At 68.6% G+C, this 25,349-nt stretch carries 17 protein-coding genes; 7 read left to right on the top strand and 10 right to left on the bottom strand.

Annotated features, from left to right (window positions below; genetic code table 11):
- Window positions 1-21: 21 nt before the first annotated feature.
- Window positions 22-840 carry an ammonia-dependent NAD(+) synthetase gene (gene nadE / locus JFC09_RS06385; RefSeq protein WP_198393155.1) on the bottom strand — a complete coding sequence of 273 codons (819 nt, stop codon included), beginning with the start codon at window positions 838-840 and terminating at the stop codon, window positions 22-24.
- A 10-nt stretch (window positions 841-850) separates the two neighbouring features.
- A complete protein-coding gene (gene leuS / locus JFC09_RS06380) occupies window positions 851-3,724 on the bottom strand; it encodes a leucine--tRNA ligase (protein ID WP_198393154.1) in 2,874 nt (957 codons plus the stop codon).
- Window positions 3,725-3,892: 168 nt separating this feature from the next.
- On the opposite strand from leuS, the gene JFC09_RS06375 reads away from it, so the two are divergent.
- On the top strand, window positions 3,893-5,725 hold the full coding sequence (locus tag JFC09_RS06375; protein ID WP_198393153.1) for an AMP-dependent synthetase/ligase: 1,833 nt from the start codon (window positions 3,893-3,895) through the stop codon (window positions 5,723-5,725).
- A 152-nt stretch (window positions 5,726-5,877) separates the two neighbouring features.
- A complete protein-coding gene (locus JFC09_RS06370; protein WP_408610953.1) occupies window positions 5,878-6,924 on the top strand; it encodes a glutathione S-transferase family protein in 1,047 nt (348 codons plus the stop codon).
- A gap of 33 nt (window positions 6,925-6,957) precedes the next feature.
- Here the strand turns inward: JFC09_RS06370 and JFC09_RS06365 are convergent, their stop codons facing one another.
- Window positions 6,958-7,695 (bottom strand): DedA family protein, encoded by a 738-nt coding sequence (locus tag JFC09_RS06365; RefSeq protein WP_198393151.1) that lies wholly within the window; start codon window positions 7,693-7,695, stop codon window positions 6,958-6,960.
- Between the two features lie 85 nt (window positions 7,696-7,780).
- On the opposite strand from JFC09_RS06365, the gene JFC09_RS06360 reads away from it, so the two are divergent.
- The 3 genes from JFC09_RS06360 to glpK all read left to right on the top strand — a co-directional run bounded on the left by JFC09_RS06360 (window position 7,781) and on the right by glpK (window position 11,917).
- Entirely contained in the window at window positions 7,781-8,860 is a 1,080-nt protein-coding gene (locus JFC09_RS06360) for a YhjD/YihY/BrkB family envelope integrity protein (protein ID WP_198393150.1), read from the top strand.
- Window positions 8,861-8,948: 88 nt separating this feature from the next.
- A complete protein-coding gene (locus tag JFC09_RS06355; protein ID WP_232483215.1) occupies window positions 8,949-10,397 on the top strand; it encodes a glyceraldehyde-3-phosphate dehydrogenase in 1,449 nt (482 codons plus the stop codon).
- A 29-nt stretch (window positions 10,398-10,426) separates the two neighbouring features.
- Window positions 10,427-11,917 (top strand): glycerol kinase GlpK, encoded by a 1,491-nt coding sequence (gene glpK, locus JFC09_RS06350; RefSeq protein ID WP_198393148.1) that lies wholly within the window; start codon window positions 10,427-10,429, stop codon window positions 11,915-11,917.
- 54 nt (window positions 11,918-11,971) lie between these two features.
- Here glpK and JFC09_RS06345 read toward each other — a convergent pair whose 3' ends face one another.
- From JFC09_RS06345 to dusB, 6 genes are all read right to left on the bottom strand, one after another.
- Window positions 11,972-12,928, bottom strand: a complete 957-nt coding sequence (locus JFC09_RS06345; protein WP_198393147.1) for a D-2-hydroxyacid dehydrogenase — start codon at window positions 12,926-12,928, stop codon at window positions 11,972-11,974.
- A 23-nt stretch (window positions 12,929-12,951) separates the two neighbouring features.
- On the bottom strand, window positions 12,952-14,526 hold the full coding sequence (locus JFC09_RS06340) for a DHA2 family efflux MFS transporter permease subunit (RefSeq protein ID WP_332839677.1): 1,575 nt from the start codon (window positions 14,524-14,526) through the stop codon (window positions 12,952-12,954).
- A gap of 38 nt (window positions 14,527-14,564) precedes the next feature.
- Entirely contained in the window at window positions 14,565-15,236 is a 672-nt protein-coding gene (locus JFC09_RS06335; protein WP_332839676.1) for a TetR/AcrR family transcriptional regulator, read from the bottom strand.
- Window positions 15,237-15,309: 73 nt separating this feature from the next.
- Window positions 15,310-17,421: a DNA primase gene (dnaG, locus tag JFC09_RS06330; RefSeq protein WP_198393145.1), complete on the bottom strand. Its 2,112-nt coding sequence runs from the start codon at window positions 17,419-17,421 to the stop codon at window positions 15,310-15,312.
- Window positions 17,421-18,710 (bottom strand): deoxyguanosinetriphosphate triphosphohydrolase, encoded by a 1,290-nt coding sequence (locus JFC09_RS06325; protein WP_198393144.1) that lies wholly within the window; start codon window positions 18,708-18,710, stop codon window positions 17,421-17,423. Before JFC09_RS06325 ends, dnaG begins: the two co-directional genes overlap by 1 nt.
- Window position 18,711: 1 nt before the next feature.
- Window positions 18,712-19,914, bottom strand: a complete 1,203-nt coding sequence (gene dusB / locus JFC09_RS06320; RefSeq protein ID WP_332839675.1) for a tRNA dihydrouridine synthase DusB — start codon at window positions 19,912-19,914, stop codon at window positions 18,712-18,714.
- A gap of 148 nt (window positions 19,915-20,062) precedes the next feature.
- Between dusB and JFC09_RS06315 the strand changes: the two genes are divergently transcribed.
- Window positions 20,063-21,538, top strand: a complete 1,476-nt coding sequence (locus JFC09_RS06315) for an L-lactate permease (protein ID WP_198393143.1) — start codon at window positions 20,063-20,065, stop codon at window positions 21,536-21,538.
- A gap of 139 nt (window positions 21,539-21,677) precedes the next feature.
- Here the strand turns inward: JFC09_RS06315 and JFC09_RS06310 are convergent, their stop codons facing one another.
- The gene (locus JFC09_RS06310) at window positions 21,678-23,054 is read right to left on the bottom strand and encodes a glycine--tRNA ligase (RefSeq protein ID WP_332839674.1); all 1,377 of its coding nucleotides are present in this window, start codon (window positions 23,052-23,054) and stop codon (window positions 21,678-21,680) included.
- 213 nt (window positions 23,055-23,267) lie between these two features.
- Between JFC09_RS06310 and JFC09_RS06305 the strand changes: the two genes are divergently transcribed.
- Window positions 23,268-25,316, top strand: a complete 2,049-nt coding sequence (locus tag JFC09_RS06305; protein ID WP_408610941.1) for a DEAD/DEAH box helicase — start codon at window positions 23,268-23,270, stop codon at window positions 25,314-25,316.
- Window positions 25,317-25,349: the final 33 nt, after the last annotated feature.

The following is a 25,349-nucleotide window of genomic DNA, read 5'->3' as shown; positions in this document are numbered from 1 at the left end:
CGAGGGTCTGGCGTCCGAGGCTCACCACCACGTGTCGGACGGCCCCGGTGGGGTCCGACGCTTGTGCTCGGATACCGAGAAGCGGCTCTGCAGAGTGAGGGAGACGGTCTCCGGGACGGCCTTCCCCTCGAGGAAATCGTCGATCTGCTCGTATGTGAGCCCCAGGGAGGCCTCATCCGTCTGCCCCGGCTCCCCGTCCAGCAGGTCCGCGGTGGGGACCTTCTTCCAGAGGCGGTCCGGGCTGCCGAGCGCACGGAGCATGGCGGCGCCCTGCCTCTTCGTGAGTCCCGTGAGCGGCATGAGGTCGGCGCCGCCGTCGCCGAATTTCGTGAAGAACCCCGTCACCGCCTCGGCCGCGTGGTCCGTGCCGACGACGAGTGCGCCCCTCTCCCCTGCCACGGCGTACTGGGCGATCATCCTCATGCGGGCCTTGACGTTGCCGCGGTGGAAATCGGGAAGAGGACGACCGGCCGCCGCATCATGGGTGTCGACGAGCACGTCCGTCGCGGGCTTGACATCGAAGTCGACGATCTCGTCCGGCCGTATGAAGTCGAGGGCGCTCGAGGCGTCGTCCGCGTCCGCCTGCGCTCCGTACGGAAGCCGCAGAGCATGGAAGCGTGCACGCACACCCTGCTGGCGGAGGTCCTCCGCCGCAAGCTGGCACAGCCGTCCCGCGAGGCTCGAGTCCTGCCCTCCGGAGATCCCCAGCACGAAACCGCGCGCACCCGTCCTCCGCGCGTACTCGACGAGGAACCGGATGCGCCTCTCGACCTCCTTGTGGGGATCTATCTGCGCCTGCACGCCCAGAGCTGCACGGATCTCTTCGGGACTGGCGGGCATGGAGGTCTCCTTACGCGTCGGGGACGATGTTGACGAGCTTGGGCGCCTTGACGATCACCTTGCGGATCCCTGCTCCGTCCAGTGCACGCTGCGCGCCCGGCGCTTCGCGGGCCATCCGCTCGAGTTCGTCCGCGCCGATGTCCGGGGCGACCTCCAATCGAGCACGCACCTTGCCCTTCACCTGGACGACCGCCGTGACGGTGTCCGCGACGAGGTGCTGGGGATCGGCTTCGGGGAACGGCTCATAGGTGAGCGACTCCGCATGGCCCAGGCGCTCCCACAGCTCCTCTGCGAGATGCGGAGCAAGCGGTGCCAGCATGAGCGTGAGCGGTTCGACCGCTTCCCGCGATGCGACCCCCGTCTTCGTGAGGTGGTTCGTGAGGACGATGAGCTTAGAGACGACCGTGTTGTTGCGGAAGTGCTCGAGGTCCTCGCGCACTCCGGCGATCGTCTGGTGGAGGACACGCAGCGTGTCCGTGTCCGCGGGCGACTCGTCGACGCGCAGGCCGCCGGTCTCCTCGTCCACGACGAGTCGCCAGACACGCTGCAGGAACCGATGGGCGCCCACGACCGCGCGCGTCTCCCACGCGCGTGACACCTCGAGCGGCCCCATCGACATCTCGTACACGCGGAACGTGTCCGCTCCGAACTGCTCGTACATCTCATCCGGGGTCACGACGTTCTTGAGCGACTTGCCCATCTTCCCGTACTCGCGGTCGACCTGCTGCCCACCCCACCACCACGTGGAGGTGCCGTCGTCCCCGACGCGCTCCTCGACCTCTCCCGCCGGCACGTAGGCGCCGCGCGCGTCGGTGAACGCGAATGCCTGGATGTAGCCCTGGTTGATGAGCTTGTGGAACGGTTCGAACGACGACGAGAAGCCCAGGTCGTAGAGGACCTTGTGCCAGAACCGGGAGTACAGGAGGTGCAGCACCGCGTGCTCGACGCCTCCGACGTACAGGTCCGCACCACCGGCGGGCTTCGCCGCGGTGGGCCCCAGCCAGTAGGCCTCGTTCTCCGGCGCGACGAACTCCCGCGCGTTCGTCGGGTCCGCATAGCGGAACTGGTACCAGGACGATCCGGCCCAGTTCGGCATGGTGTTCGTGTCGCGCCGGTACATGCGCGGGCCGTCGCCCAGGTCGAGTTCGACCTCCGCCCACTCGTGGTTGCGGCTGAGCGGCGCCTCCGGTTCGCTGTCGACGTCGTCCGCGGCGAAGGTGCGCGGCGAGAAGTCCGGGACCTCCGGCAGGTCGACGGGCAGCTGGTCGTCCGGGATGGCGTGCGGGGCCCCGGATTCGTCGTACACGATCGGGAAGGGCTCACCCCAGTACCGCTGTCGGGAGAACAGCCAGTCGCGCAGCCGGTACTGGGTGGACGGCTTCGCGAGCCCCTTCCCCTCCAGCCAGCCGAGCATCGCCGCCTTCGCCTCGTCGATGGTCGTCCCGTTGAGGTCGATCTCGTCGTTCGCGGAATTGATCTTCGCACCGTCGCCCGTGTAGACGGAGTCCTCATCGTGCTCCGCAGGCGGCTGCACCGTGCGGATGTACGGCAGGCCGAACGCCTTCGCGAAGTCCCAGTCGCGCGCGTCCTCCCCGGGCACACCCATGACGGCGCCGGTCCCGTAGTTCATGAGCACATAGTCCGCGACGAACACGGGCACTTCGGCCCCGGTCGCGGGGTTCTCGACGGAGGTCCCGGTGAAGACGCCGGTCTTCGTCCGGTCCTCCTGCCGCTCGACGGACGTCTTCGCGGCCGCAGCACGGCGGTAGGCGGCGATCGCCTCGGTCGGTGTCGCACCCTCGCCGCGCCAGGACTCCGGCACGTCCGCGTCCCACGCATCGACCGTGAGCACGTCGACCAGGGGGTGCTCCGGCGACAGGACCAGGTACGTCGTGCCGAACTGTGTGTCGGCACGCGTCGTGTAGACCTCGATGTCGACCGCACCGGCGGGGTAGCGGATGAGTGCGCCCGTCGACCGTCCGATCCAGTTGCGCTGCATCTGCTTGACGGCGTCGGGCCAGTCGACCAGGTCGAGGTCGTCCGCCAGCCGGTCCGCATACGCGGTGATGCGCATGTTCCACTGCCGCAGACGCCGCGTGAAGACCGGGAAGTTCCCGCGCTCGCTCCGCCCCTCCGGCGTCACTTCCTCGTTCGCGAGGACCGTGCCCAGCCCGGGGCACCAGTTGACGGGCGAATCGGAGATGTATGCGAGGCGGTGCTCCTGGAGGACCTCTTCGCGCTCCGCGTAGCTGAGGTCTGCCCACTCCCGGTCGTGCCCCGTGGGACGACCGGCTTCGAACTGGGCGATGAGCGTGTCGATCGGGCGCGCGGCACCTGCGCCGTCGCCGGCGTCCGGGTCGTACCAGCTGTTGAAGATCTGGAGGAAGATCCACTGGGTCCACCGGACGAACTCCGGGTCCGTCGTGGAGAACGTGCGGCTCTCGTCATGGCCCAGGCCCAGACGGGTGAGCTGACGACGCATGTTCGCGATGTTCTCCTCCGTCGTCACACGCGGGTGCTGCCCCGTCTGGACGGCGTACTGCTCCGCCGGCAGGCCGAAGGAGTCGTAGCCCAGCGCGTGCATGACGTTGTGCCCCAGCATCCGGTGGTAGCGGGCGAACACGTCGGTCGCGAGATAGCCCAGGGGGTGCCCGACGTGCAGGCCGCGGCCCGACGGGTAGGGGAACATGTCCATGAGGTAGACGTGCTCGCGGTCACCGGCGGGCCGGTCCGGCGCAGCATCGGCGAGGTGCCCCGTCGGATTGGGCGCGGCGAAGGTCTGCTCCTGCGCCCACCGGGCCTGCCATCTGCGCTCGATCCGATCCGCAAGCTCTGCGTCGTACCTGTGGTCGACGGGGCTCGTCTGATCGGATGGTGCGGTCATCGGCGGGGATCCTTCCGGAAGGGCGGGTCTTGAGACCCCTCCATCCTAGACCGCCGTGGCGCGATCCAGCTCGGGGCTGACCAGTACCTCTCGAGTTTCGTGACGGACGTTACGTCGCCGTAGGATGGGGGCCGACGCCAGACGTTTCCGCTGCAGAGAGGCACCCCGATGGAATCGACGACCATGCCGCAGACCGTGACGCCGGGTGACGGGATCGATTTCCGCACCGGTTCCTCGATCACCGACGTCCTGCTCGAGCGTGTCCAGGCCGATCCCGACGGCACTCTCATGCTGCGCGAATCGGCGCGGGGGCAGTGGGACGACGTGAGTGGGGCGCAGTTCCTCGAGGATGTCACCGCCACGGCGAAGGGCCTCATCGCCGCAGGCCTCGAGCCCGGCGGTCGGATCGCGCTCTTCGGCTCCACCTCCTACGAGTGGACGCTCTGCGATTACGCGATCTGGTTCGCCGGCGGTGTGACCGTCCCCTTCTACGACTCCTCCTCGCGCGACCAGCTGGCCTGGATGATCGAGGACGCGGAGGTGGGCTTCGGACTCGTGGAGTCGACGGAGCACGCGGACCGCGCCCGGGGCGGCGCGCAGGACGCCGGGATCGCCGCCGGCACCGTTCCCGTCTGGGTGTTCGCCGAAGGCGGGCTCGACGAGCTGCGAACATTGGGCCGCGACATCTCCGACGACGAACTCGAAGCCCGCCGGAAGGCCGTCACGGGCGACACCATGGCGACGCTCATCTACACCTCCGGCACGACCGGCCGGTCGAAGGGCTGCGTCCTCACGCACGGCAACTTCGTGGAGACTGTCGCATCAGCACAGCAGCATGTGCCCGAGGTGTTCCACCCCGGCTCCGTCTGCCTCCTCTTCCTCCCCCTCGCCCACGTGTTCGCCCGCTTCGTGCAGATGCTCGCGATCAACGTCGGCAGCGTGCTGGCGCACACCTCCGACCTCGGACGCCTCACGGACACCTTCGCCGAGGTGCGGCCCACCTACATCCTGGGTGTCCCCCGCGTCTTCGAGAAGGTCTTCAACTCCGCGCTCGCCACTGCGGAGGCCGGCGGCAAGGGCAAGATCTTCCGCGCCGCGCAGAAGACCGCCGTCGCGTACTCCCGGTCCTTGGACGAGGGCGGGCCCTCGCTCCCGCTCAGGGCGCAGCACGCGGTGTTCGACAGGCTCGTGTACAACAAGCTGCGCGAGGTCATGGGCGGCAGGCTCGAGTACGCGGTATCCGGCGGAGGCCCGCTGGGTGAGCACCTGGGGCACTTCTACCGCGGGATCGGCATCGACATCATCGAGGGCTACGGCCTCACCGAGACGACCGCGCCGGTGACGGTGAGCGTTCCGCACGACGCGCGGATGGGGACAGTCGGCAAGCCGCTGCCGGGCTGCGCGGTCGCGATCGCTCCGGACGGTGAGGTCCTCGCAAAGGGTGTCTGCGTCTTCCAGGGCTACTGGAAGAACGAGCAGGCCACGGCGGACACCTTCTACGACGACTGGCTGCGCACCGGTGACATCGGCGAGATCGACGCGGACGGCTTCCTCCGCATCACGGGGCGCAAGAAGGAGCTCATCGTCACGTCGTCGGGCAAGAACGTCGCGCCGGCACCGCTGGAGGACGAGCTGCGCCGCCACCCGATCATCGGCCAGCCGATGGTGGTGGGCGACAACCGGAACTTCATCGCCGCGCTGATCTTCCTCGATCCTGAGATGCTGCCGGGCTGGCTGTCGAACCAGGACCTGCCGGCGGACATGAGCGTCGAGGACGCCGCGGTCCACCCCGTCGTGCACGACGCGGTGGCGAAGGCGGTGGAGCGTGTCAACCGGAAGGTGTCACGTGCGGAATCGATTCGGGAGTTCCGCATCGTCCCAACCGTCCTGAGCGAGGAGAACGGCTATCTGTCCGCGAAGCAGTCGGTGAAGCGCCACCTCGTCCTCGAGGACTTCGACGGCGTCCTCGACGACATCTACGGTGCTGCCCAGGCCTCCTGACGCTCACCCCTCGTCCTGGGTGTCGTCCGGAGACCGGTCGGCTACCGGCCGAGGCCCTCGCCTGGTGCCCGCACGTAGACTGACGGTGGACCACCCGGCGGCCGGACCTCCGGCCGCCGGCCACCGTTGGGAGGGAGTGCGCGATGGCGGACATGAGTGCAGAGGAGCATTCGACGCGGGGAAGCTACGTGGCGGAGGGCCAGGAGTTCACGCGGGACACGCAGTACATCGAGGACCGGATCCTCGATGACCCTCAGGCGCGCTGGCCCGTCGAGGCCGACCGCTACCGTCTGGTCGCGGCCCGTGCGTGCCCGTGGGCCAACCGGACGATGATCGTCCGTCGGCTCCTGGGGCTGGAGGACGCGATCTCCCTGGGGATGCCGGGACCCACCCATGACGCCCGGTCGTGGACCTTCGACCTGGACCCGGGCGGCGTCGACCCGGTCCTGGGCATCGAGCGCCTGCAGCAGGCGTTCTTCACCCGCTTCCCCGACTATCCGCGCGGCATCACCGTCCCCGCGATCGTGGACATCCCGTCCGGTGCCGTCGTGACGAACGATTTCCCGCAGATCACGCTGGACTTCGCCTCGCAGTGGACCCGCTTCCACCGCGAAGGCGCCCCGGACCTCTACCCGGAGGCTCTGCGCGAGGAGATGGACCCGGTCATGAAGCTCGTCTACACGGAGATCAACAACGGGGTGTACCGCTGCGGCTTCGCCGGCGGGCAGGACGCCTACAACGCCGCCTTCGACCGGCTCTTCACCGCACTCGACACGATCGAGGCGCGCCTCACGACTCGCCGCTACCTCATGGGTGATCTCATCACGGAGGCGGATGTGCGGCTCTTCACGACGCTCGCTCGCTTCGACCCGGTCTATTACTCGCACTTCAAGTGCAACCGCCAGCGTCTGACGGACTTCCCCGCCCTGTGGGGCTATGCCCGTGATCTGTATCAGACTCCCGGATTCGGTGACACCATCGACTTCCAGCAGATCAAGGAGCACTACTACATCGTCCATGAGGACATCAACCCGACACAGGTCGTACCCGTAGGGCCGGACCTGTCCGGCTGGCTGGAACCGCACGGCCGGGAATCACTCGCGGATGCCGATCCGTTCGGTGACGGGACGCCGCCCGCCCCGCCACGGCCCGAGGACGTCGTCCCGCACGCGCACACCGCCGAGGCCTGGGTCGGCTGACTCGGACACCGGCGGGCTCGTGACCCGTACGGGTCACGCCCCCGACGGCGAGGTGCCGGGCACCTCGCCGTCGGGGGCGTCACTGTCCCTGCGGGCGCGGTTGCGGCGGACACGGCGCACCACCCACCACCCGATCGCGACCACCACGACGACGAGCACTGCTCGCTGGAACCAGCCCGCATACTCCTCGATGACCGCGTAGTTCTCCCCGACCCAGAACCCCAGGAGCACGAATACCGTGTTCCAGATGAGTGAACCGGCCATCGTGAGGAGCAGGAACCAGCTCTGGCTCATCCTCTCGATGCCGGCGGGAATGGAGATGAGGGAGCGGAAGATCGGGATCATCCGCCCGAAGAGCACCGCCTTGCGGCCGTGGCGGCCGAACCACGCAACCGTTCTGTCGACGTCGTCCGGGTCCACGAGCGGCAGCCGCTGCGCCCAGCCCGCGATCCGCTCGTGGCCGAAGGCGCGCCCCAGCCAGTACAGCGCAAGAGCTCCGACCACGGAGCCGATCGTCGCCCACGCGATCGCGGAGACGATGCTCATCTGCCCGAGGCTCGCGGTGAAGCCCGCCAGCGGCAGGATGAGCTCACTGGGGATCGGCGGGAAGAGGTTCTCCAGCGCCACGAGCAGTCCCACGCCGGGCGCACCGATCACCTCCATGACGCTCACGACCCACTCCGTGAAGCGGTCGGTGAACGACGGGGACTGCGCCGCGGCATCAGCAGCGGTCACGGAGAAGCGGGCGAGGACGCTCGTCGACACGGTCATGGGCGTCAGCATAGAGGCACCTGCTGGGCGAGGGATCCAGCCGGATGCAGGCCTCTGAGGCTCAGTCGCACGTAGGATGACACGCATGACTGCCACTGTGAATGCATCCGACAGGATCCTCACGACGTCGAAGCGGGACGCGGGTGAGGGTTCGGCCCAGAGATTCCTGCGTCGCCCCGGTGTCGCACACCTGCAGGCCACGCTGGAGCGGTACGGCCATCGACTGGGCAACCAGTTCGCCGCCGCGATCACGTACTTCCTCATCCTCGCGCTGGTCCCGATCCTCATGTTCGCGTTCTCCGCACTGGGCTTCTTCCTCGAGGTCGTCCGGCCGGACCTCATGGAGGTCGTGAGCGAGCAGATCTCCGAGACGGGCGGCAGCGCGGATATCGCTCAGATGCTCCAGCAGTTCCTCAGCGGCTGGCGCGGTGTGGGGATCGTCGCGATCGTGTCCGCCCTCTACACGGCGCAGGGGTTCATGGGGAACCTCAAGGACGCCGTCCGGTCACAGCTGTCCGACGAAGGGGTGCAGAAGGACCAGGACGGATTCGTCCCCCGCGTCGTCAACAACACGCTGACACTCCTCATCGTGCTCGTGGGTGCAGGACTTGCGATCTCGCTCACCATCGTCTCGTCGAGCCTCCGCTCCGTCATCGTGCAATGGCTCGAACTGCCCGGGTGGATGGGCCCGGTCTTCCAACTGGTGCCCCTCGTGGTGTCCGCCGCAACGTTCTGGCTGCTGCTGTTCCTGGTCTTCACCCTGCTGCCGTCGTCGCCGATCCCGCGCCGGACGAAGGCGAAGGGCGCGCTCGTCGGCGCGATCGCACTGGCGGTCATCGTCCGCTTCGCCACCCTGCTGATCGATCTCTTCTCCGGGTCGCCCGCAGCGTCCGTGTTCGGGCCGATCATCGCGATCATGCTGTCGCTCAACATCGTCGCCCGCATCATCCTCATGGTCGCCGCGTGGATGGGGACCGCAGGCGACGATTCGATGTTCCAGACGGTCGCCGAGGCGCCCCCGGCGGATCCGACGCGCAGGCCCGCAGACGACAGCCCTGCCGACACCGTCGTGGCTTTCGCGGCCGCATCCGCACTCATCGCCCTCACACTCGTGGGGTTCAACCGCTTCCAGTCCCCCGACAGGCGCCCGGAGCGCACGCACTGAGGCACACGGATCCGACAGGATGCCGTCGGCTCCGTCCCACGTGCGTACAATGGCCCCGACACCACCGTGGAGTGAAAGGGTTCGTCTCTTGACCGACCAGATCCAGGCCGCTGCCCAGACATGGGCCGCCAAGCAGAGCGCGGCGGAGGGGCTGACCCCCCTCGTCGGACGCCTCTACCGCGAGAACGACGTGCTGCTCACCGTGTACGGGCGCAGTCTTCTCAACAAGTCCGTCAACGGGATCATCAAGGCCCACCGCTATGCGCGCCACTTCGACGGTGCCGAACTCGATCCCGCGGACACGCTGACGATCGCGGCGCAGCTCATCGACATGGACCTGGGTCCCTGCACGATCGACCTCGGTCGTCTCGCCGCAGCGCAGCGCGACGGCGGGGGCGACCTCGCCGCCCTTCTCGCCGACCAGCTCTCCCCCGTCGCCGGTCAGGCCGCGGCGAACGAGGAGGAGCCCCGCGACGTCGTCCTGTACGGCTTCGGCCGGATCGGCCGCCTCCTCGCCCGCATCCTCATCGACCGTGCCGGCGGAACTGGCCTGCGGCTGCGCGCGATCGTCGTCCGCCGCGGCGGCGAGGGTGACATCGTCAAGCGCGCCTCGCTGCTGAGGCGGGATTCCGTCCACGGCAAGTTCGACGGCAACATCGTCGTCGACGAGGAGAACGAGACGATCCTCGCCAACGGCACCCTCATCAAGGTGATCTACTCGAACGACCCCTCCAGCGTCGACTACACGGCCCACGGGATCAACGATGCGATCATCATCGACAACACCGGCATCTGGCGCGACGACGAGGGACTCAGCAAGCACCTCGCCTGCCCGGGAGCCTCGAAGGTCATCCTCACGGCCCCCGGCAAGGGCTCCGTGAAGAACATCGTCTACGGGGTGAACTCCGACGCCATCCTGCCGGAGGACACCGTCGTGTCCGCCGCGTCGTGCACAACGAACGCGATCACGCCCGTCCTCAAGGTGATCAACGACGAGTTCGGTGTGGAGAACGGCCACGTGGAGACCGTCCACTCGTTCACCAACGACCAGAACCTCATCGACAACTACCACAAGGGCTCCCGCCGCGGTCGCGCTGCCGGGCTCAACATGGTCCTCACGGAGACGGGCGCTGCGAAGGCCGTGTCGAAGGCGCTGCCGGAGTTCGCCGGGAAGCTGTCCGGAAACGCGATCCGGGTGCCCACCCCGAACGTGTCGATGGCGGTCCTCAACCTCAACCTCGAGCGCGGGACGACGGTGGACGAGCTCAACACCTTCCTCCGCAGCACCTCGCTGCACTCGTCGCTGCGGAACCAGATCGACTACATCAACTCCCCCGAAGTCGTGTCGACGGACTTCGTCGGTTCGAAGCGCGCCGGGATCGTCGACGGCCTCGCCACCATCGTGGACGGTCGCCGTGTGGTCGTGTACGTCTGGTACGACAACGAGTTCGGGTACTCCTGCCAGGTCATCCGCTGCGTCGCGCAGATGGCGGGACTCGACCTGCCCGCGCTTCCCGCACTGCCGGCGCAGGCCTGATCGACCGGATCGGCTGAGGCCCCGTCACGATGACCCACATCCTCGCGATCGATGAGGGAACGACCTCGACACGTGCGGCCGTCCTCGATGAGGGCGGCCGCACGGTCGCGTCCGCGTCCCGTGAGTTCCGGCAGTCCTTCCCACAGCCGGGGTGGGTGGAGCACGACGCGTCGGAGATCTGGCGGGTGACCCGCGAGATGATCGGTCAGGTGCTGGGCACCTCCCAGCTCACCGCAGCGGACATCAGCTGCATCGGCATCACCGATCAGCGGGAGACGACGGTGGTCTGGGATCGCACGACCGGACAGCCCCTCGCTCCGGCGATCGTCTGGCAGGACACGCGCGGCGAGGACATCGTCGAAAGGCTGTCGGAGTCAGCGGACTCACGCATCACGGAGATCACCGGGCTTCCGCCGGCGACCTATTTCTCCGCCGTCAAGCTGCTGTGGATGCTGGAGAACGTCGAGGCGGTGCGCCGTGCGGCCGACGACGGCACCCTGCTGTTCGGGACCATCGATTCGTGGCTGATCTGGAATCTGACGGGTGGGAGCCGCGGCGGGCTCCACGTCACCGACGTGACGAACGCGTCACGGACGATGCTCATGGACCTCACGACACTCGACTGGTCGGACGAGATGCTGTCGCTCACCGGCATCCCCCGCGGCATCCTGCCGCGGATCCGCCCGTCGATCGGCGATTTCGGCGTGGTCGACGACCGCCATCTGCTGGGCGGTGTCCCGATCACCGGCGTCCTGGGCGATCAGCAGTCCGCTGCCTTCGGACAGTGCGCGTTCACTCCGGGTGCCACGAAGAACACCTACGGCACCGGGTGCTTCCTCCTCACGAACACCGGGACCGGTATAGAACGCGCAGGCGGAGGGCTCATCTCCACCGTCGCCTTCCAGCAGGAGGGGCACCCCGCGCAGTACGCTCTCGAGGGGTCGATCGCCGTCGCCGGTTCGCTGGTCCAGTGGCTGCGCGACAACCTGGGCATCATCCGCGATTCCGCGGAGGTCGAGGAGCTCGCGGGGTCGGTCGACGATTCCGGGGACGTGTATTTCGTCCCCGCGTTCTCCGGGCTGTACGCGCCTCGGTGGCGTGCCGACGCGCGGGGCACCATCGTGGGCCTCACCCGCTATTCCACGAAGGCCCACATCGCCCGGGCCGCAATCGAGTCGACGGTGTTCCAGACGACAGAGGTGATCGAGACGCTCCGCCGTGATTCAAGCTTCTCGATCACGTCACTGCGCGCAGACGGCGGGATGTCCGTCAATGACGACCTGCTCCAGTTCCAGGCGGACATCTCAGACTGCGAGGTGGTGCGCGGCGGGATCGAGTCCACCGCGATCGGAGCGGCGTTCGCCGCCGGGATCGGCCACGGGATCTACGCCGGCACGGAAGACGTCGAGGAGCTGTGGCAGGAGACCGGAGCGTGGACACCCACCATGCCGGTCGACGAGCGTACCCACCGGCGGTCCCGATGGGAGTCGGCAGTCGAGCGTTCGCTGGGCTGGGCCTGACCCGATCCGCGGAGCCTCACCGGACCGGCGGCCTCCGACCCCGCTTCGGTCTGATCAGCTGGGCACGTATCCGGCTTTCAGGTCGACCGTCTGTGGGAAGGGCTCGCCTGCGATCCACCGCTCCCAGTGCCCGAGGAACTGCACCGCGAGCCTGTCCGTCCATCCCTGTGTGTCACCCGACAGATGCGCGGTGATGAGGGTGTTCGGAGCGTCCCACAGGGGGTGCCCCGCCGGAAGCGGCTCAGGATCGACGACATCGAGACCAGCACCTGCGATCGATCCGTCATTCAGCGCTGCCAACAGGTCGTCGGTCACGGTCGACGCCCCGCGCCCGATGCTCACGAAGCGACCGGTACTCCGCATGGCGCGGAAGATCGTCGCGTCGAACAGGCCGCGCGTCTGCTCGGTGAGCGGTGCGGCGTTGATGAGCCAGTCGACGTCCCTCACGTGATCCGCCAGGTCCGCGGAGTCGATGATGTGGGAGAAATCCGCGTCTCCGTCGCGTTCTCGCGTGGCAGCGCCGATCACGTCCACGTCGAGAGCGCGCAGCAGACGGGCGGTCCTCCGTCCGATCCCTCCCGTCCCGACGATCAGGGCGCGAGTGCCTGCGACGGTCTCCGTCTCCCGCCGGTGCCAGACATGGTCGCGCTGGAGATCGAGGCTCTCCACGGAGCTCTTCGCGAACATGAGCACGACGCCCAGGACGTACTCCGCGATCGCCTGGTCGAAGACGCCGTGGGCGTTCGTCACGGTGATGTCGGATTCCACCAGACCGGGGAATCGCAGCGAGTCCACGCCCGCGCTCGCGGCATGCACCCATGAGAGCCGGTCGGCCGCAGGGAAGGCGTCCTCGAGTGCGGTGGAGAAGAAGTCCCACATGAGCAGGGCGTCGGAACCCGGCAGGGCGGAGGCGAGCGTGTCCGCCTCCGCCCATCGGACCTCGGCATCGAGGGCGTCGAAGGCCGCGGGGCGACCCTTCTCCGGGGTGGTGAGAATGGTGAGAACAGTCATGTCCTCATCTTCTCATCCGCTCCTCAGGCGTCCTCCAGCACGTTCCGCTCCACGGGCTCGTTCGACGTCGCGAGCGGTTTCGGGTCGATGAAGCAGGCGATGACCCCGCCCACGAGCGCAAGCGGCGCGATCCACAGGAACAGCGGCACGAGCGCGTCGTTGTACGCACCGACCACGAGGTCGTACATGGGTCCGGGCAGGTTCGAGACGATGTCCGGAGTGATGCTGTTCGCCGACCCCAGGTCCCCTGCTCCACCGGGAACAGCGCTGAGCCCCTCCTCGAGGTTCGCCATGAGCCGCGACGTGAAGAGCGTACCGACGAGCGACATGCCCAGGGTGCCTCCGACCTGCCGGAAGTAGTTGTTCGACGCGGTAGCCGTTCCGACCATCGCGACCGGGAAGGAGTTCTGCACGATGAGGACGAGCTGCTGGAGTGCGAGGCCCAGACCGGTGCCGAACACCGCGAGGAACACCATGAGCATCCAGATCGGGGTGGTGGGCGTGAGCGTCGACAGCAGGACCAGGCCCAGTGCCGCGAGGAACAGCCCTGCGATCGGGTAGCCCTTGTAGCGGCCGGTCCGTGCGATGAGGAACCCGACGGACGTGCCGACGACGAGCATCGAGGCCATGAGCGGGATCATCGACAGACCGGCGACGGCCGGTGACAGTTCGTGCGTCATCTGCAGATAGGTGGGCATGTAGGAGATCACACCGAACATGCCGACCGACAGGGTGATACCGGCGATCGACGCGAGGGTGAAGTTCCGATCCTTGAAGAGCCACATCGGGATGATGGGCGCGTCGACCCGGTTCTCGACGAACACGAAGGCGACGGCGGCGAGCACACCGGCGATGATGAGGCCGATGATCTGCGGCGAGGACCAGTCGTAGTGCGTCCCGCCCCAGGCGGAGATGAGCACGACGGAGCTCGTGAACACCGCGATGAGTGCGAGGCCCGAGCCGTCGACGGACCGTTCGCCCGTGCGCGTGCTGGGATCCTCACGGAAGAAGAGCGCTGTCGCGAGGATCGCCAGGAGACCCAGTGGCAGGGCCAGGATGAACGCCCACCGCCAGCCGGGGCCCTCCGTGAGCCATCCGCCGATCAGGGGGCCGGCGACGGACGACACGGCGAACACCGATCCCATGATCCCCATGTACTTGCCGCGCTGCCGGGCGGGGACGACGCTTGCAATGATCGCCTGCGACAGGATCATCATCCCGCCGCCGCCCACGCCCTGCACGACACGGCCGGCGATGAGCCAGCCCATCGACTGGGAGAGGAAGCCGATGACGGACCCCGCGATGAAGATGGAGATCGCCGTGATGAAGAGATTCTTGCGTCCCAGCTGATCGCCCAGCCTGCCGTACGCCGGCATGAGGATCGTCGAGGACAGCATGAAGCCAGTCTGGACCCACAGCATCTGGTCGACGCCGTTGAGCTCGCCGACGATCGTGGGCAGTGCCGTCGCGAGGACGGTCTGGTTGAGGGAGAACATGAACATCGCCAGCATGAGGCCGATGAAGAGGACGATGATCTGTCCGGTCGAGGGCTGGGCGGGTCCGCCGCCGGGGGCGGAGACGTCCGTGGATCGTTTCACAGTGGTCTCCGTCGCGATGATGTTGTGGGGGGAGCGTCTCACAGTCGGGTGCCTTCCAGGACAGAGCGGAAAAGTGCAAGTGAGTGGTCGAAGCGGTCCAGCAGGTCCTGCGGCGAGGGGTCCGCTTCCGGCGGTGGTTTCGGTTTTACGAAGGAGTGGCGCAGAGGTGCGAACGCGATGAGGACGATCATCCGCACGACATCGCGGGGCGGGGTGCCGTCGGGCAGGTCGAGCGCCTCGACTTCGTCGGCCAGCAGCGGCAGGAGTTCGTCGATGAGCAGAGTCGCAAGGGCGCTGCCCGCATCCGCGTTGCGCTGGACGAGCACGGGATTGCGCAGGAAGAGGATCCTGCGCATCCGCACGGTGTCCTCGTCGCCCAGGGAGTGGGAGAGGACATCGCGGACGACCCGCGCCGTCTCTTCGAGGACGCCCTGCGAGAAGTCCGCGGACGCCGCGGCTGTCTTCACCACTCGTTCATCGGGCCCACTCGCAGCGGTACCGATGATCGCGTCCTCCTTGCTGGCGAAGTAGTTGAAGAACGTTCGCTGTGAGACCCCCGCTTCGTCGGTGATCTGCGCGATCGTCGCAGCGTCGAGCCCGCGCTCGTAGCAGAGGCGGACAGCTGCGGAGTGGATGGCTTCACGCGTGAGGCGGGCCTTGCGATCGCGGAGGGATTCGCCTTCTGCAGGCGGAGGGTTCGTCGTACTCACTCGTTGAATTATGCACCCCCTGCATCCTTGCATCAAGTGCAAAGGTGCAGTGAGTGCAGGAGATGCGTCACAGTCACATGAGTTGGCGGATCCGCGCGCGCTGCTGCTCGAGGATCTGCAGCTGGTTGAGCAGAGCGGAGCTCGTCTCCAGATCGCCCGGGTCCGTCCGCTGGAGACGGGAATGCAGCTCTGATGCGATGCGCGCCATGTCGGAGTCGAAGAGTCTGGCGATGATCCCCCGCGAATACCGTTCGACTCCTGCGGCGTCCTCTGCGGGCAGCGGCTCCACGGACAGGGCACCCACGAGGGAGCGCACGCGGTCGTCACTCCGCGCCGCTGCGGCCTCCATGACCTTCTCCGGCCACCCGGAGGGGTCGGCCAGACCGGTGCGGATACCGCCCGCGTCCTGCATGCACACGTGCACGGAGCGCAGGTCCGGGTGGGTGAAGACTTCGCCGTTCAGCCCGTCGAAGAGGGTCGCGTTGACGAACTGCGGCTGCTGCAGCGCGACTTGGAGCGCACTCCTCTCGATGCGGACCGCGACCGGGTCGTACTCGGGAACGGGCGCCATCGGTCCCCCGAGTTCCTCGGCGTATGCCTCGATGCGCCCCGCCGTGGCCGGCTCGTAGGGGCTGCCCGGTGCGCCGCCCGGCAGCCCGCGGAGCCCGGGTGCACCCTGTCCGCCCGAGGCGCCCTGCCGCCGCGGGTCCCGACCCCTCGAGTCGTACCCTCCCTGGCCACGCACGTCCTGGCCACCGGGTCCCCGGCTTCCCGGCACCCGAGAACCGGACCCTCGGCCGGCCCCACCCGGTCTGCCCGGACCACCCGGCCCTGACCGGCCCGTGCGCCCGCCGCCGGCGGGCTTCGCACGGCGAACGGCCTCGGCGACCTCGTCGATGCTCACGCCCAGCTGGCCCGCGACGAACCGTTCGTACCCGGGCCGCATCGCGGAATCCCGTATGGACGCGACGACGGGCGCGGCAGCGCGCATCGCCCCGACGCGCCCCTCCACCGTCGACAGGTCGAAGCGCGCGATGGCTGATGTGATCGCGAACTCGAAGAGGGGCCTGCGCCCGTCCACGAGGTCGCGGACCGCCGCGTCCCCGTCCTGCGACCGCAGGTCGGAGGGATCACGGCCACTGGCCTCCACCGCGACGAACGTCTGGGCGACGAATCGCTGCTCCAGCTCGAACGCCTTGAGGGCCGCCTTCTGCCCGGCCTCGTCGCCGTCGAACGTGAAGACGACCTCACCCGCTCCGGTGGATTCGTCGCCCAGGAGGCGGCTGACGATCTTCGCGTGCTCCTCACCGAACGCGGTGCCGCACGTTGCGACGGCCTGCCCCACACCGGCGAGGTGCGCGGCCATCACGTCCGTGTACCCCTCGACGATGACGACCCGCTTCGACCGTGAGATCTCGCGCTTCGCAAGGTCCAGGCCGTAGAGCACCTGCGCCTTCTTGTAGAGCGCGGTCTCCGGGGTGTTGAGGTACTTGGGGCCCTGGTCGTCCTCGTAGAGCTTGCGCGCCCCGAACCCGATGGTGCGGCCGGTGACGTCGCGGATGGGCCACATGATGCGGCCGCGGAACCGGTCGTACACGCCGCGGCGCCCCTCGGACACCAGGCCCGAGGCGGCGATCTCCTCCGTTGTGAACCCCCGCCCGCGCAGCGCCCGCAGGAGGTTGTCCCAGCCCCGCGGGGCGTAGCCGACGCCGAACTGCGTGAGGGCCTGGGAGTCGAAGCCGCGGGCGGTGAGGTACTCGCGGGCGGTCTGCGCCTCCCCCTCCTCCATCTGACGACGGTAGAACTCCTCTGCGATCTGGTGCATCTCGACCAGCCGCTGGCGGCGGCCCACCTCTTCGCGGTCGGGTCCCTTCGTGCCCTCCTCGTACCGCAGCTGCACACCGGTCCGCTCCGCCATGCGCTCGACGGCCTCGACGAACGTGACGCCGTCCAGCTTCTGGAGGAACGTGAAGACGTCCCCCGATTCGCCGCAGCCGAAGCAGTGGTACATGCCCACCTGCGGGCGGACGTGGAACGACGGGGTGCGCTCGTCATGGAAGGGACACAGTCCCTTGAGCGATCCGACCCCGGCGGTGCGGAGGGTGACGAACTCCCCCACGACGTCGTCCAGTCGTGCACGCGACCGGACTTCGTCGATGTCCTCCCGTTTGATGAGACCCGCCATCAGAGCAGGTCCGACGCTCCGGCCCGCAGCCGGTGGTAGTGGGTCCACGCGGAATGGTCCGTGAGGGAGGCCACCTGGTCGATGACCGCGCGCAGCCGCTCCGCATCCGTGTCCGCCTCCGCGTGGTCCGCGGTGTAGAGGGGGTCCATCGCCTCCGGGTGGTCGTGGAAGAATTCCGCGACGGTCCGCAGGACGTCCGCCTGGATGTCCTGGAGCCGCAGCCGGTCGTCCGCCACCATGACGGTGACGGTCGCGAGTCCCTTGAGCACCGCGATCTCGTGCGCGGCCGTTTCCGGGACGACGAGGCTGCCGGCGTAGCGGCCCAGCGGCCCCCACCCGGACTCCTCGCGCGTCGCCGCTTCCGCAGTGGCCGCGAAGCGGCCGATGAGCTGGCTCGTCATGTGCTTGAGGGACGCCTGGTCGCGGCGTGACCCCGTGTATTCGCCCCGCGGCCAGTAGGAGGCTGCGCGCAGACGGTCCAGGGCCGTGACGATGTCCTCGTCGCGGGCTCCCGGGAGGTACCAGGCCCGCGTGATCTCGATGAGACGGTCGAGCGCATCGTCGTGCGCGAACGCCGTGAGCTGCAGGTGTCCGGCGACGATCGCATCCTCGACGTCGTGCACGGAGTAGGAGATGTCGTCCGCCAGATCCATGATCTGCGCCTCCAGGCACTGGCGCGTGTCCTCCCGCCCGTCGCGGTAGAAGTCGAAGACGCCGCGGTCATCCTCGTACACGCCGAATTTCCGCACGCGGGCGCCTTCCCGCCCCTCGGGCGCCTGGCTGCGCGGCCACGGGTACTTCGTGCACGCGTCGAGGGTGGCCCGGGTGAGGTTGAGGCCAGCAGGTCCCCCGTCGTCGGTGACGACCTTCGGCTCCAGCCGGGTGAGCAGGCGCAGCGTCTGCGCGTTGCCCTCGAACCCGCCGATGTCCGCGGCCAGCGCGTCGAGCACCACCTCCCCGTTGTGCCCGAACGGCGGGTGCCCGAGGTCGTGGCTCAGGCACGCGGTGTCGACGATCTCCGGGTCGCAGCCCAGGTACCGGGCGAGTTCGCGGCCCACCTGCGCTACTTCGAGCGAATGGGTGAGGCGGGTGCGGACGAAGTCGTCGCTGCTCGGTGAGACGACCTGCGTCTTCGCGCCCAGCCTGCGCAGACCGGACGAGTGGAGCACCCGCGCGCGGTCGCGCTGGAACTCCGTGCGGCGCGGGTTCTTGGGCGGCTCGTCGACCCAGCGCTCACGGTCGGCGTCGTCGTACTCGAACACTGGAGCGGGGATGTAGCGGTTCGCCACGTCAGCCTCCCGAGATGTCGAGTTCGGCGTCCGCGAGATCCGCGCACCACGACTCGTCCATCTCCCGGGTGTCTAGCCAGCCCTCCGGGAGGTGCGGACGCTTCGCCCGGGTCGTGCGGCCTCGGGAGCCCTCCGCGGCAGCGCCGGGATACGGCTGCGAACGGTCCAGTTCACCCAGCAGGGCGTCGAGCTCACCGAGCGAGGACACCTTCGCCAGCCGGCTGCGGAGGTCTCCGCCCACCGGGTAGCCCTTGAAGTACCAGGCCATGTGCTTCCGCAGGTCGCGGACGCCCATGAATTCGTCCGCGTAGTGGTCGACCATGTACTCACCGTGCAGACGGACCGCGTCGGCCACGCCGCCCAGGTCGGGCTGGTTGCGCAGCGGGTTGCCGGCCAGCGCGTTCTCCAGATCGCCGAACAGCCAGGGGCGCCCCTGGCACCCGCGGCCGATGACGACGCCGTCGCATCCTGTCTGCTCCATCATCGACAGCGCATCCTCGGCCGCGAAGATGTCGCCGTTGCCCAGCACGGGGATCTCATCCCCCGCCAGCCGGGAGACCTCCTCCTTGAGCTCGCCGATCGCCGTCCAGTCAGCGGTGCCGGAGTACAGCTGCGCGCAGGTGCGGCCGTGCAGCGTGATCGCGGAGACGCCGGCATCGACCCCGATGCGGGCCGCGTCGAGGTACGTGAGGTGGTCGTCGTCGATGCCCTTGCGCATCTTGATCGTGAGCGGGATCCCACCGCGCGAGGCCTCCCGCACCGCCGTGTGGATGATCGACGCGAAGAGGTCCGTCTTCCACGGCAGGGCGGACCCGCCGCCCTTGCGCGTCACCTTCGGCACGGGGCAGCCGAAGTTGAGGTCGATGTGGTCCGCCCGGTCCTCTTCGACGAGGAGGCGCACCGCCTGCCCCGTCGTCACGGGGTCGACCCCGTAGAGCTGCACGGAGCGCGGCGTCTCGAACGGCTCGTGGTGGATGATCCGCATCGTCTTCTCGTTGCGCTCGACGAGCGCGCGGGTCGTCACCATCTCCGTGACGTACAGGCCACCCCCGTACTCACGGCACAGACGCCGGAACGCGGTGTTGGTGATGCCGGCCATGGGCGCGAGCACGACGGGGGAGCTCAGCTCGATGCCCCCGATCCGCAGTGCGGGTCGGGTGGGCTCGGCGAGGGCATCGGGACGGAGAGCGGTCACAGCAGTCACTGGACCATTGTCTCCGATCGGTCAAACCGGCATCCGGACGGGGGTATGTGCTGGGGAAGACCGCCGCGGAGGCCCGCGGAACGGCCCGCGCAGGCACCCTTGTGACGCCCTGGCTGACAAAAGACGTCGCTGGTGACAGAGTGCAATCGTGACCGTCCTCCTCGCCGCAGCGCCGCTCCTCGCCGTCATCGCCCTCCTCGCCCTGGGTCGGGGAGCCGTTCCCTCCTCCCTCGTCGGCCTCGTGCTGGCCCTGGCCATCGGCTTCCTCGCCTTCCCCGTCGCCGGTGCGCTCATGGCCGCGGAGGGGCTCGATTTCCTCCCCGTCGTCGTCGAGGTCACGCTCATCCTGCTCACCGGCGTGGTGCTCGCGCGGCTGCTGGGGACGCTCGGGGCGATGGGCCGGATCAGCGACTGGGTGCTCGACGCCTCCCCCGGAGCGACGGCCGGCGCGGTGCTCGTCGTCTTCGGCATCATCCCCTTCGCGGAATCCGTCACCGGTTTCGGCATCGGGATCACCGTCGGCATCCCGATCCTCGTGCACCTGGGTTACTCGATCCGGAAGGCCGCGGTACTGGGCCTCCTGGGCATGGTCGCAGCCCCCTGGGGCGGACTGGCACCGGGAGCCAAGGTCGCTTCGGGTCTGCTGGGGCTCTCGCTCACGGACCTGGGCATCACCACCTCGTACTACAACGTCGTCCCGGTGACGGTCGCCGTCCTCGTCGTCACGTTCGCAGTGCGGGATCGACTGGCTGGCTTCCTCTACAGCCTGCTCGCCGGGGTCGTGCTGAGCATCGGCATCTGGAGCTTCAACACACTCGTGGGGACACCACTCGCCGGTGTGCTCGCGACCCTGCTGGTCGTCGTGGTGCTCCTGGGCGCCTTCCGAATGCGCGGCGCACAAGCGGGGTTCGACCGGGAGCTGGGGCTGGCGCTGGTGCCCTACGGCGTCCTCACCGTGGGGCTGCTGCTGTGCAGCGGCATCGCGGCGCTGTGGCCGCACCCCGTCACGATTCTGCTCACGTCACCACCCGTCTGGCTCGCCGCCGCGTGTGTCGCCGCGGTGATCCGTTTGGCGAACCGCGGGCCCGGGGCAGCCGCAACGGTGCGGGAAGGGACTCGCTCCTGGGTCCCGGTGGGCCTGTCCACGGCGGCGTTCATGATCATGGGGTGGTCGCTGTCCGTCTTCGACATGAGCACCCGGATCGGAGAGGCCCTGTCCGGACTGGGCGTGTGGACCGTCCCGGCGCTCGGCATGGTCGGCAGCATCCTCGCAGGATCCATCACCGGGTCGCTGTCGATGTTCGCGACGACCTTCGGATCGATCGCGTCGATCACGGGCTCACCGGAGCTGCCCGTGGTCGCTGCGGGGATGGCGGCCTCCGGCATGGCGAACGGAGCGTCCCCTGCCCGTGCAGCGCTTGCGATCGCCGTCGCGGTCGCAGCGCTGCCCGCGGGAGCCGGGACTTCGCGGGACGACACCGAGGACTCCCCGGAGGCCGTCACGCAGGAATCACTCACGTCCGCCCAGCGGCGCTCCGCGGAGAGCGCGGTACTGGGCTGGGTCGTCGTCCTGTCCGGTGTGAGCGCAGCGGGAGTCGCCGTCGCCCTCACACTCACCACCTGAGGCGACGCCGCCCACCTGAGGTGTCTCCGTCCACCCGCGGTCACCCCGTCCATCCGAGGTCTCACCGCTGAAGACGACGACGGCCTCCCCCGCACTGTGCGGAGGAGGCCGTCCGGACCTCGGGCGAGGAGGGCGAGCGTCAGCCCGCCAGCCCTGCGGCGATGTACGCGGGGACGTCTGCGATGGCAACGCGCTCCTGCGTCATGTCGTCGCGCTTGCGGATCGTCACGGCCCCGTCGTCCAGCGAGTCGAAGTCGTACGTGATGCAGAACGGCGTGCCGATCTCGTCCTGGCGGCGGTAGCGGCGGCCGATCGCGCCGGCGTCGTCGAAGTCGACGTTCCAGTTCTTCCGCAGCGTCGCGGCGAGCTCGCGAGCCTTGGGGCTCAGCTTCTCATTCCGCGACAGCGGCAGCACCGCGGCCTTCACCGGTGACAGGCGGGGGTCCAGCTTGAGGACGATGCGGGTGTCCGTGCCGCCCTTCGTGTTGGGTGCCTCGTCCTCCGTGTACGCGTCGACGAGGAACGCCATCATCGCGCGGGTCAGACCGAAGCTGGGCTCGATGACGTAGGGCGTGTACCGGTCGCCCGTGGCCTGGTCGAAGTACTGCAGCTTCGTGCCGGATTCCTCCGTGTGGCGGCCCAGGTCGTAGTCGGTGCGGTTCGCGATGCCCATGAGCTCGCCCCAGTCGGAGCCCTGGAACCCGAACTTGTACTCGAGGTCGATCGTGGCGTCCGAATAGTGGGCGCGCTCACCGTCCGGGACGTCGTACCGGCGCAGGTTGTCCGCGTCGACGCCCAGGTCGATGAACCAGTCCCAGCAGGCTTCGACCCATTCCTCGTAGTAGCGCTTCGCATCGTCCGGGTGGACGAAGTACTCGATCTCCATCTGCTCGAACTCGCGGGTGCGGAAGATGAAGTTGCCGGGGGTGATCTCGTTGCGGAACGCCTTGCCGATCTGGCCGATGCCGAACGGCGGCCTCTTCCGCGCCGCTGTCACGACGTTGTTGAAGTTCACGAAGATGCCCTGCGCCGTCTCCGGACGCATGTAGTGCAGTCCCTCTTCGTTGTCGACCGCGCCGAGGTAGGTCTTCACGAGTCCGGAGAACTGCTGCGGCTCCGTCCAGTTGCCCTCCTGCCCGGTCTCCGGGTCACGGATGTCCGCGAGGCCGTTCGCGGGCTCGTGGCCGTGCTTCGCGACGTAGGCCTCGATGAGGTGGTCTGCGCGGTACCGCTTGTGGGTGTGGAGGGATTCGACGAGCGGGTCGACGAACGTCTCGACGTGGCCGGAAGCCTCCCACACCCGCCGCGGCAGGATGATCGAGGAGTCGAGCCCCACCATGTCCTCACGACCGCGGACGAACGTCTGCCACCAGAGCGACTTGATGTTCTCCTTGAGCTCGACGCCAAGCGGACCGTAGTCCCACGCCGAACGGGACCCCCCGTAGATCTCACCCGCCTGGAAGACGAATCCGCGCCGTTTGGCGAGAGTGATGACGGAATCAAGGGTCGATGCCACTGAAGTGCTCCTCATGGGGTCGTTGTGAACCGCTGGCTGCTGTTCGATCGGACACAACCCTACAGATCTGGAGGCCTCCGCGTCTCACCCCGTGTAGAATTGCTGTTTGCGGCCTCCGTGCATGAGACGAGCACTTTCGGCCGAACCCCGCGCACCCGCCACCGAAGACCACTGCGGACGTGCGCGCGCTACGTCTTAGGAATGAGCTCACCCATGCCAGAAACACCGCACACGATCGACGCCGAAAACCGGACGGCCGCCTCGGAGGCCTCCGCTTCCGACGCCGTCGCTTCGGACGCCCCCCTCTTCGAGGTCCCCGCCGCCGAGGCGCCCGCAGCGGCCGAATCCCCGGCACCTGCAGCGGCCCCCGCCGCAGGCGACGCCCCCGCACCCGCCGAGGCCCCCGACGCAGGCGACGCCGACGCTGCCTCCGAAACGGCTGCCGCGGACGAGGTCCCCCAGGCCGCCGCCGACGAGGAGCGGACCGGCTTCGCCGCGATGGCGCTCCACCCCTCCGTCGCCGCCTCGGTCGTCGACCTCGGGTACGAATCCCCGTCGCCGATCCAGGAGCGCACGATCCCCGCACTCCTCGAGGGCCGCGACGTCATCGGGCTCGCGCAGACCGGCACCGGCAAGACTGCCGCGTTCGCACTGCCGACCCTGTCCGCGATGGCGGACCTGGGCCGCGCGAACGACGGTCCCCACGCCCTGGTGCTCACACCCACCCGTGAGCTCGCGATCCAGGTGGCCGAGGCGTACTCGTCGTACGCCGCCCACCTGTCCGACTTCTCCGTCCTCCCCATCTACGGCGGTCAGTCGTACGGACCGCAGCTGGCAGGCCTCCGCCGGGGTGCGCAGGTCGTCGTCGGCACCCCCGGGCGTGTGATCGACCACCTCAAGAAGGGATCCCTGAATCTGGCGTCCCTGCGTCACTTCGTCCTGGACGAGGCGGACGAGATGCTCAAGATGGGCTTCCAGGAGGACATCGAGGAGATCTTCGCGGCGACCGGCTCCACCCGCCAGGTGGCACTCTTCTCCGCCACGATGCCGGGATCCATCCACCGCATCACGAAGAAGTACCTCAACGACCCCGTCGAGGTCCGCGTCGACTCGAAGACGACGGCGGGCGCGAACATCCGCCAGCGCTTCCTCACCGTCATGCACTCGCACAAGCTCGATGCGCTCACCCGCGTGCTCGAGATCGAGGAGTACGACGGCACCATCATGTTCGTCCGCACGAAGCAGGCGACGGAGGAGCTCGCGGAGAAGCTGCGGGCACGCGGATTCACCGCGTCCGCCATCAACGGCGACATCCCCCAGCAGGCGCGCGAGCGCACCGTCGAACAGCTGCGCAACGGCAGGATCGACATCCTCGTCGCCACGGACGTCGCCGCACGCGGCCTGGACGTCGAGCGCATCGAGCTGGTCGTCAACTACGACATCCCGCACGACACGGAGTCCTACGTCCACCGCATCGGGCGCACCGGCCGCGCCGGCCGTTCCGGTGAGGCGATCCTCTTCGTCACCCCGCGTGAGACCCACCTGCTGCGTCAGATCGAGAAGGCGACCCGTCAGCGCGTCGAGAAGCTCGAGCTGCCGACGGTCGAGCAGCTCACGAACAGCCGTGTCGCCCGGTTCGCCGGCAGGATCACGGAAGCTCTGTCCGGGTCCGACCTCAGTGAGGTCCGTCCCGTCATCGAGGACTACATCCAGACGCACGACGTGCCGGCGGAAGAGGTCGCGTCCGCGCTGGCCGTCCTCCTGCTGGACGGCGAGTCGCTCACAGCGGACCCGCTGCCGGAGCCCAAGGCCCGCGCAACGCGCAACGAGCGCGGCGGCAGCCGGTCGAACGCCGGCATGCGCACCTACCGGATCGCGGTGGGTCGCAACGACCGCGTGCAGCCGGGCGGGATCGTCGGAGCGATCGCGAACGAGGGCGGGCTCACCTCCGCGCAGATCGGTGCGATCGACATCCGGGCCACCCACTCGCTCGTCGACCTGCCGGAGAATCTGTCGGAGAGCACCCTGGGCCGCCTGTCACGGACGAAGATCCAGGGCCGGCCGATCGACATCCGTCCCGACAAGGGCCGCCCGGGACGCCCGTACTCGAAGCGGCCGCACGAAGGCGGCGATGCACGCGGGAACCGTTCGGACCGTGGCGGGTACCGTGGTGATCGCACGGACGGACGCAAGCCCGGCAGGCCCGGCGGTCGCGACGTGAGCCGTGCGGACGCGAAGAGGTCCTTCCGCCGCAACGACTGACGCGTGCCGCTGATGTCCTGACGCAGTGTCCGT

Source organism: Brevibacterium yomogidense (assembly GCF_016107685.1).
GTDB lineage: Bacteria > Actinomycetota > Actinomycetes > Actinomycetales > Brevibacteriaceae > Brevibacterium > Brevibacterium yomogidense.
The sequence above is the reverse complement of the archived record's forward strand: the minus strand, read 5'-3'. Positions and strand labels throughout refer to the sequence as shown.

Excerpts from the sequence above, each read along its gene's own strand:
- leuS (WP_198393154.1), bottom strand. The coding sequence starts at position 3,724 with ATGACCGCACCATCCGATCAGACGAGCCCCGTCGACCACAGGTACGAC.
- JFC09_RS06345 (WP_198393147.1), bottom strand. The coding sequence starts at position 12,928 with ATGACTGTTCTCACCATTCTCACCACCCCGGAGAAGGGTCGCCCCGCG.
- glpK (WP_198393148.1), top strand. The coding sequence starts at position 10,427 with ATGACCCACATCCTCGCGATCGATGAGGGAACGACCTCGACACGTGCG.
- JFC09_RS06365 (WP_198393151.1), bottom strand. The coding sequence starts at position 7,695 with ATGACCGTGTCGACGAGCGTCCTCGCCCGCTTCTCCGTGACCGCTGCT.
- JFC09_RS06370 (WP_408610953.1), top strand. The coding sequence starts at position 5,878 with ATGAGTGCAGAGGAGCATTCGACGCGGGGAAGCTACGTGGCGGAGGGC.
- JFC09_RS06305 (WP_408610941.1), top strand. The coding sequence starts at position 23,268 with ATGCCAGAAACACCGCACACGATCGACGCCGAAAACCGGACGGCCGCC.
- nadE (WP_198393155.1), bottom strand. The coding sequence starts at position 840 with ATGCCCGCCAGTCCCGAAGAGATCCGTGCAGCTCTGGGCGTGCAGGCG.
- JFC09_RS06360 (WP_198393150.1), top strand. The coding sequence starts at position 7,781 with ATGACTGCCACTGTGAATGCATCCGACAGGATCCTCACGACGTCGAAG.
- dnaG (WP_198393145.1), bottom strand. The coding sequence starts at position 17,421 with ATGGCGGGTCTCATCAAACGGGAGGACATCGACGAAGTCCGGTCGCGT.
- JFC09_RS06375 (WP_198393153.1), top strand. The coding sequence starts at position 3,893 with ATGGAATCGACGACCATGCCGCAGACCGTGACGCCGGGTGACGGGATC.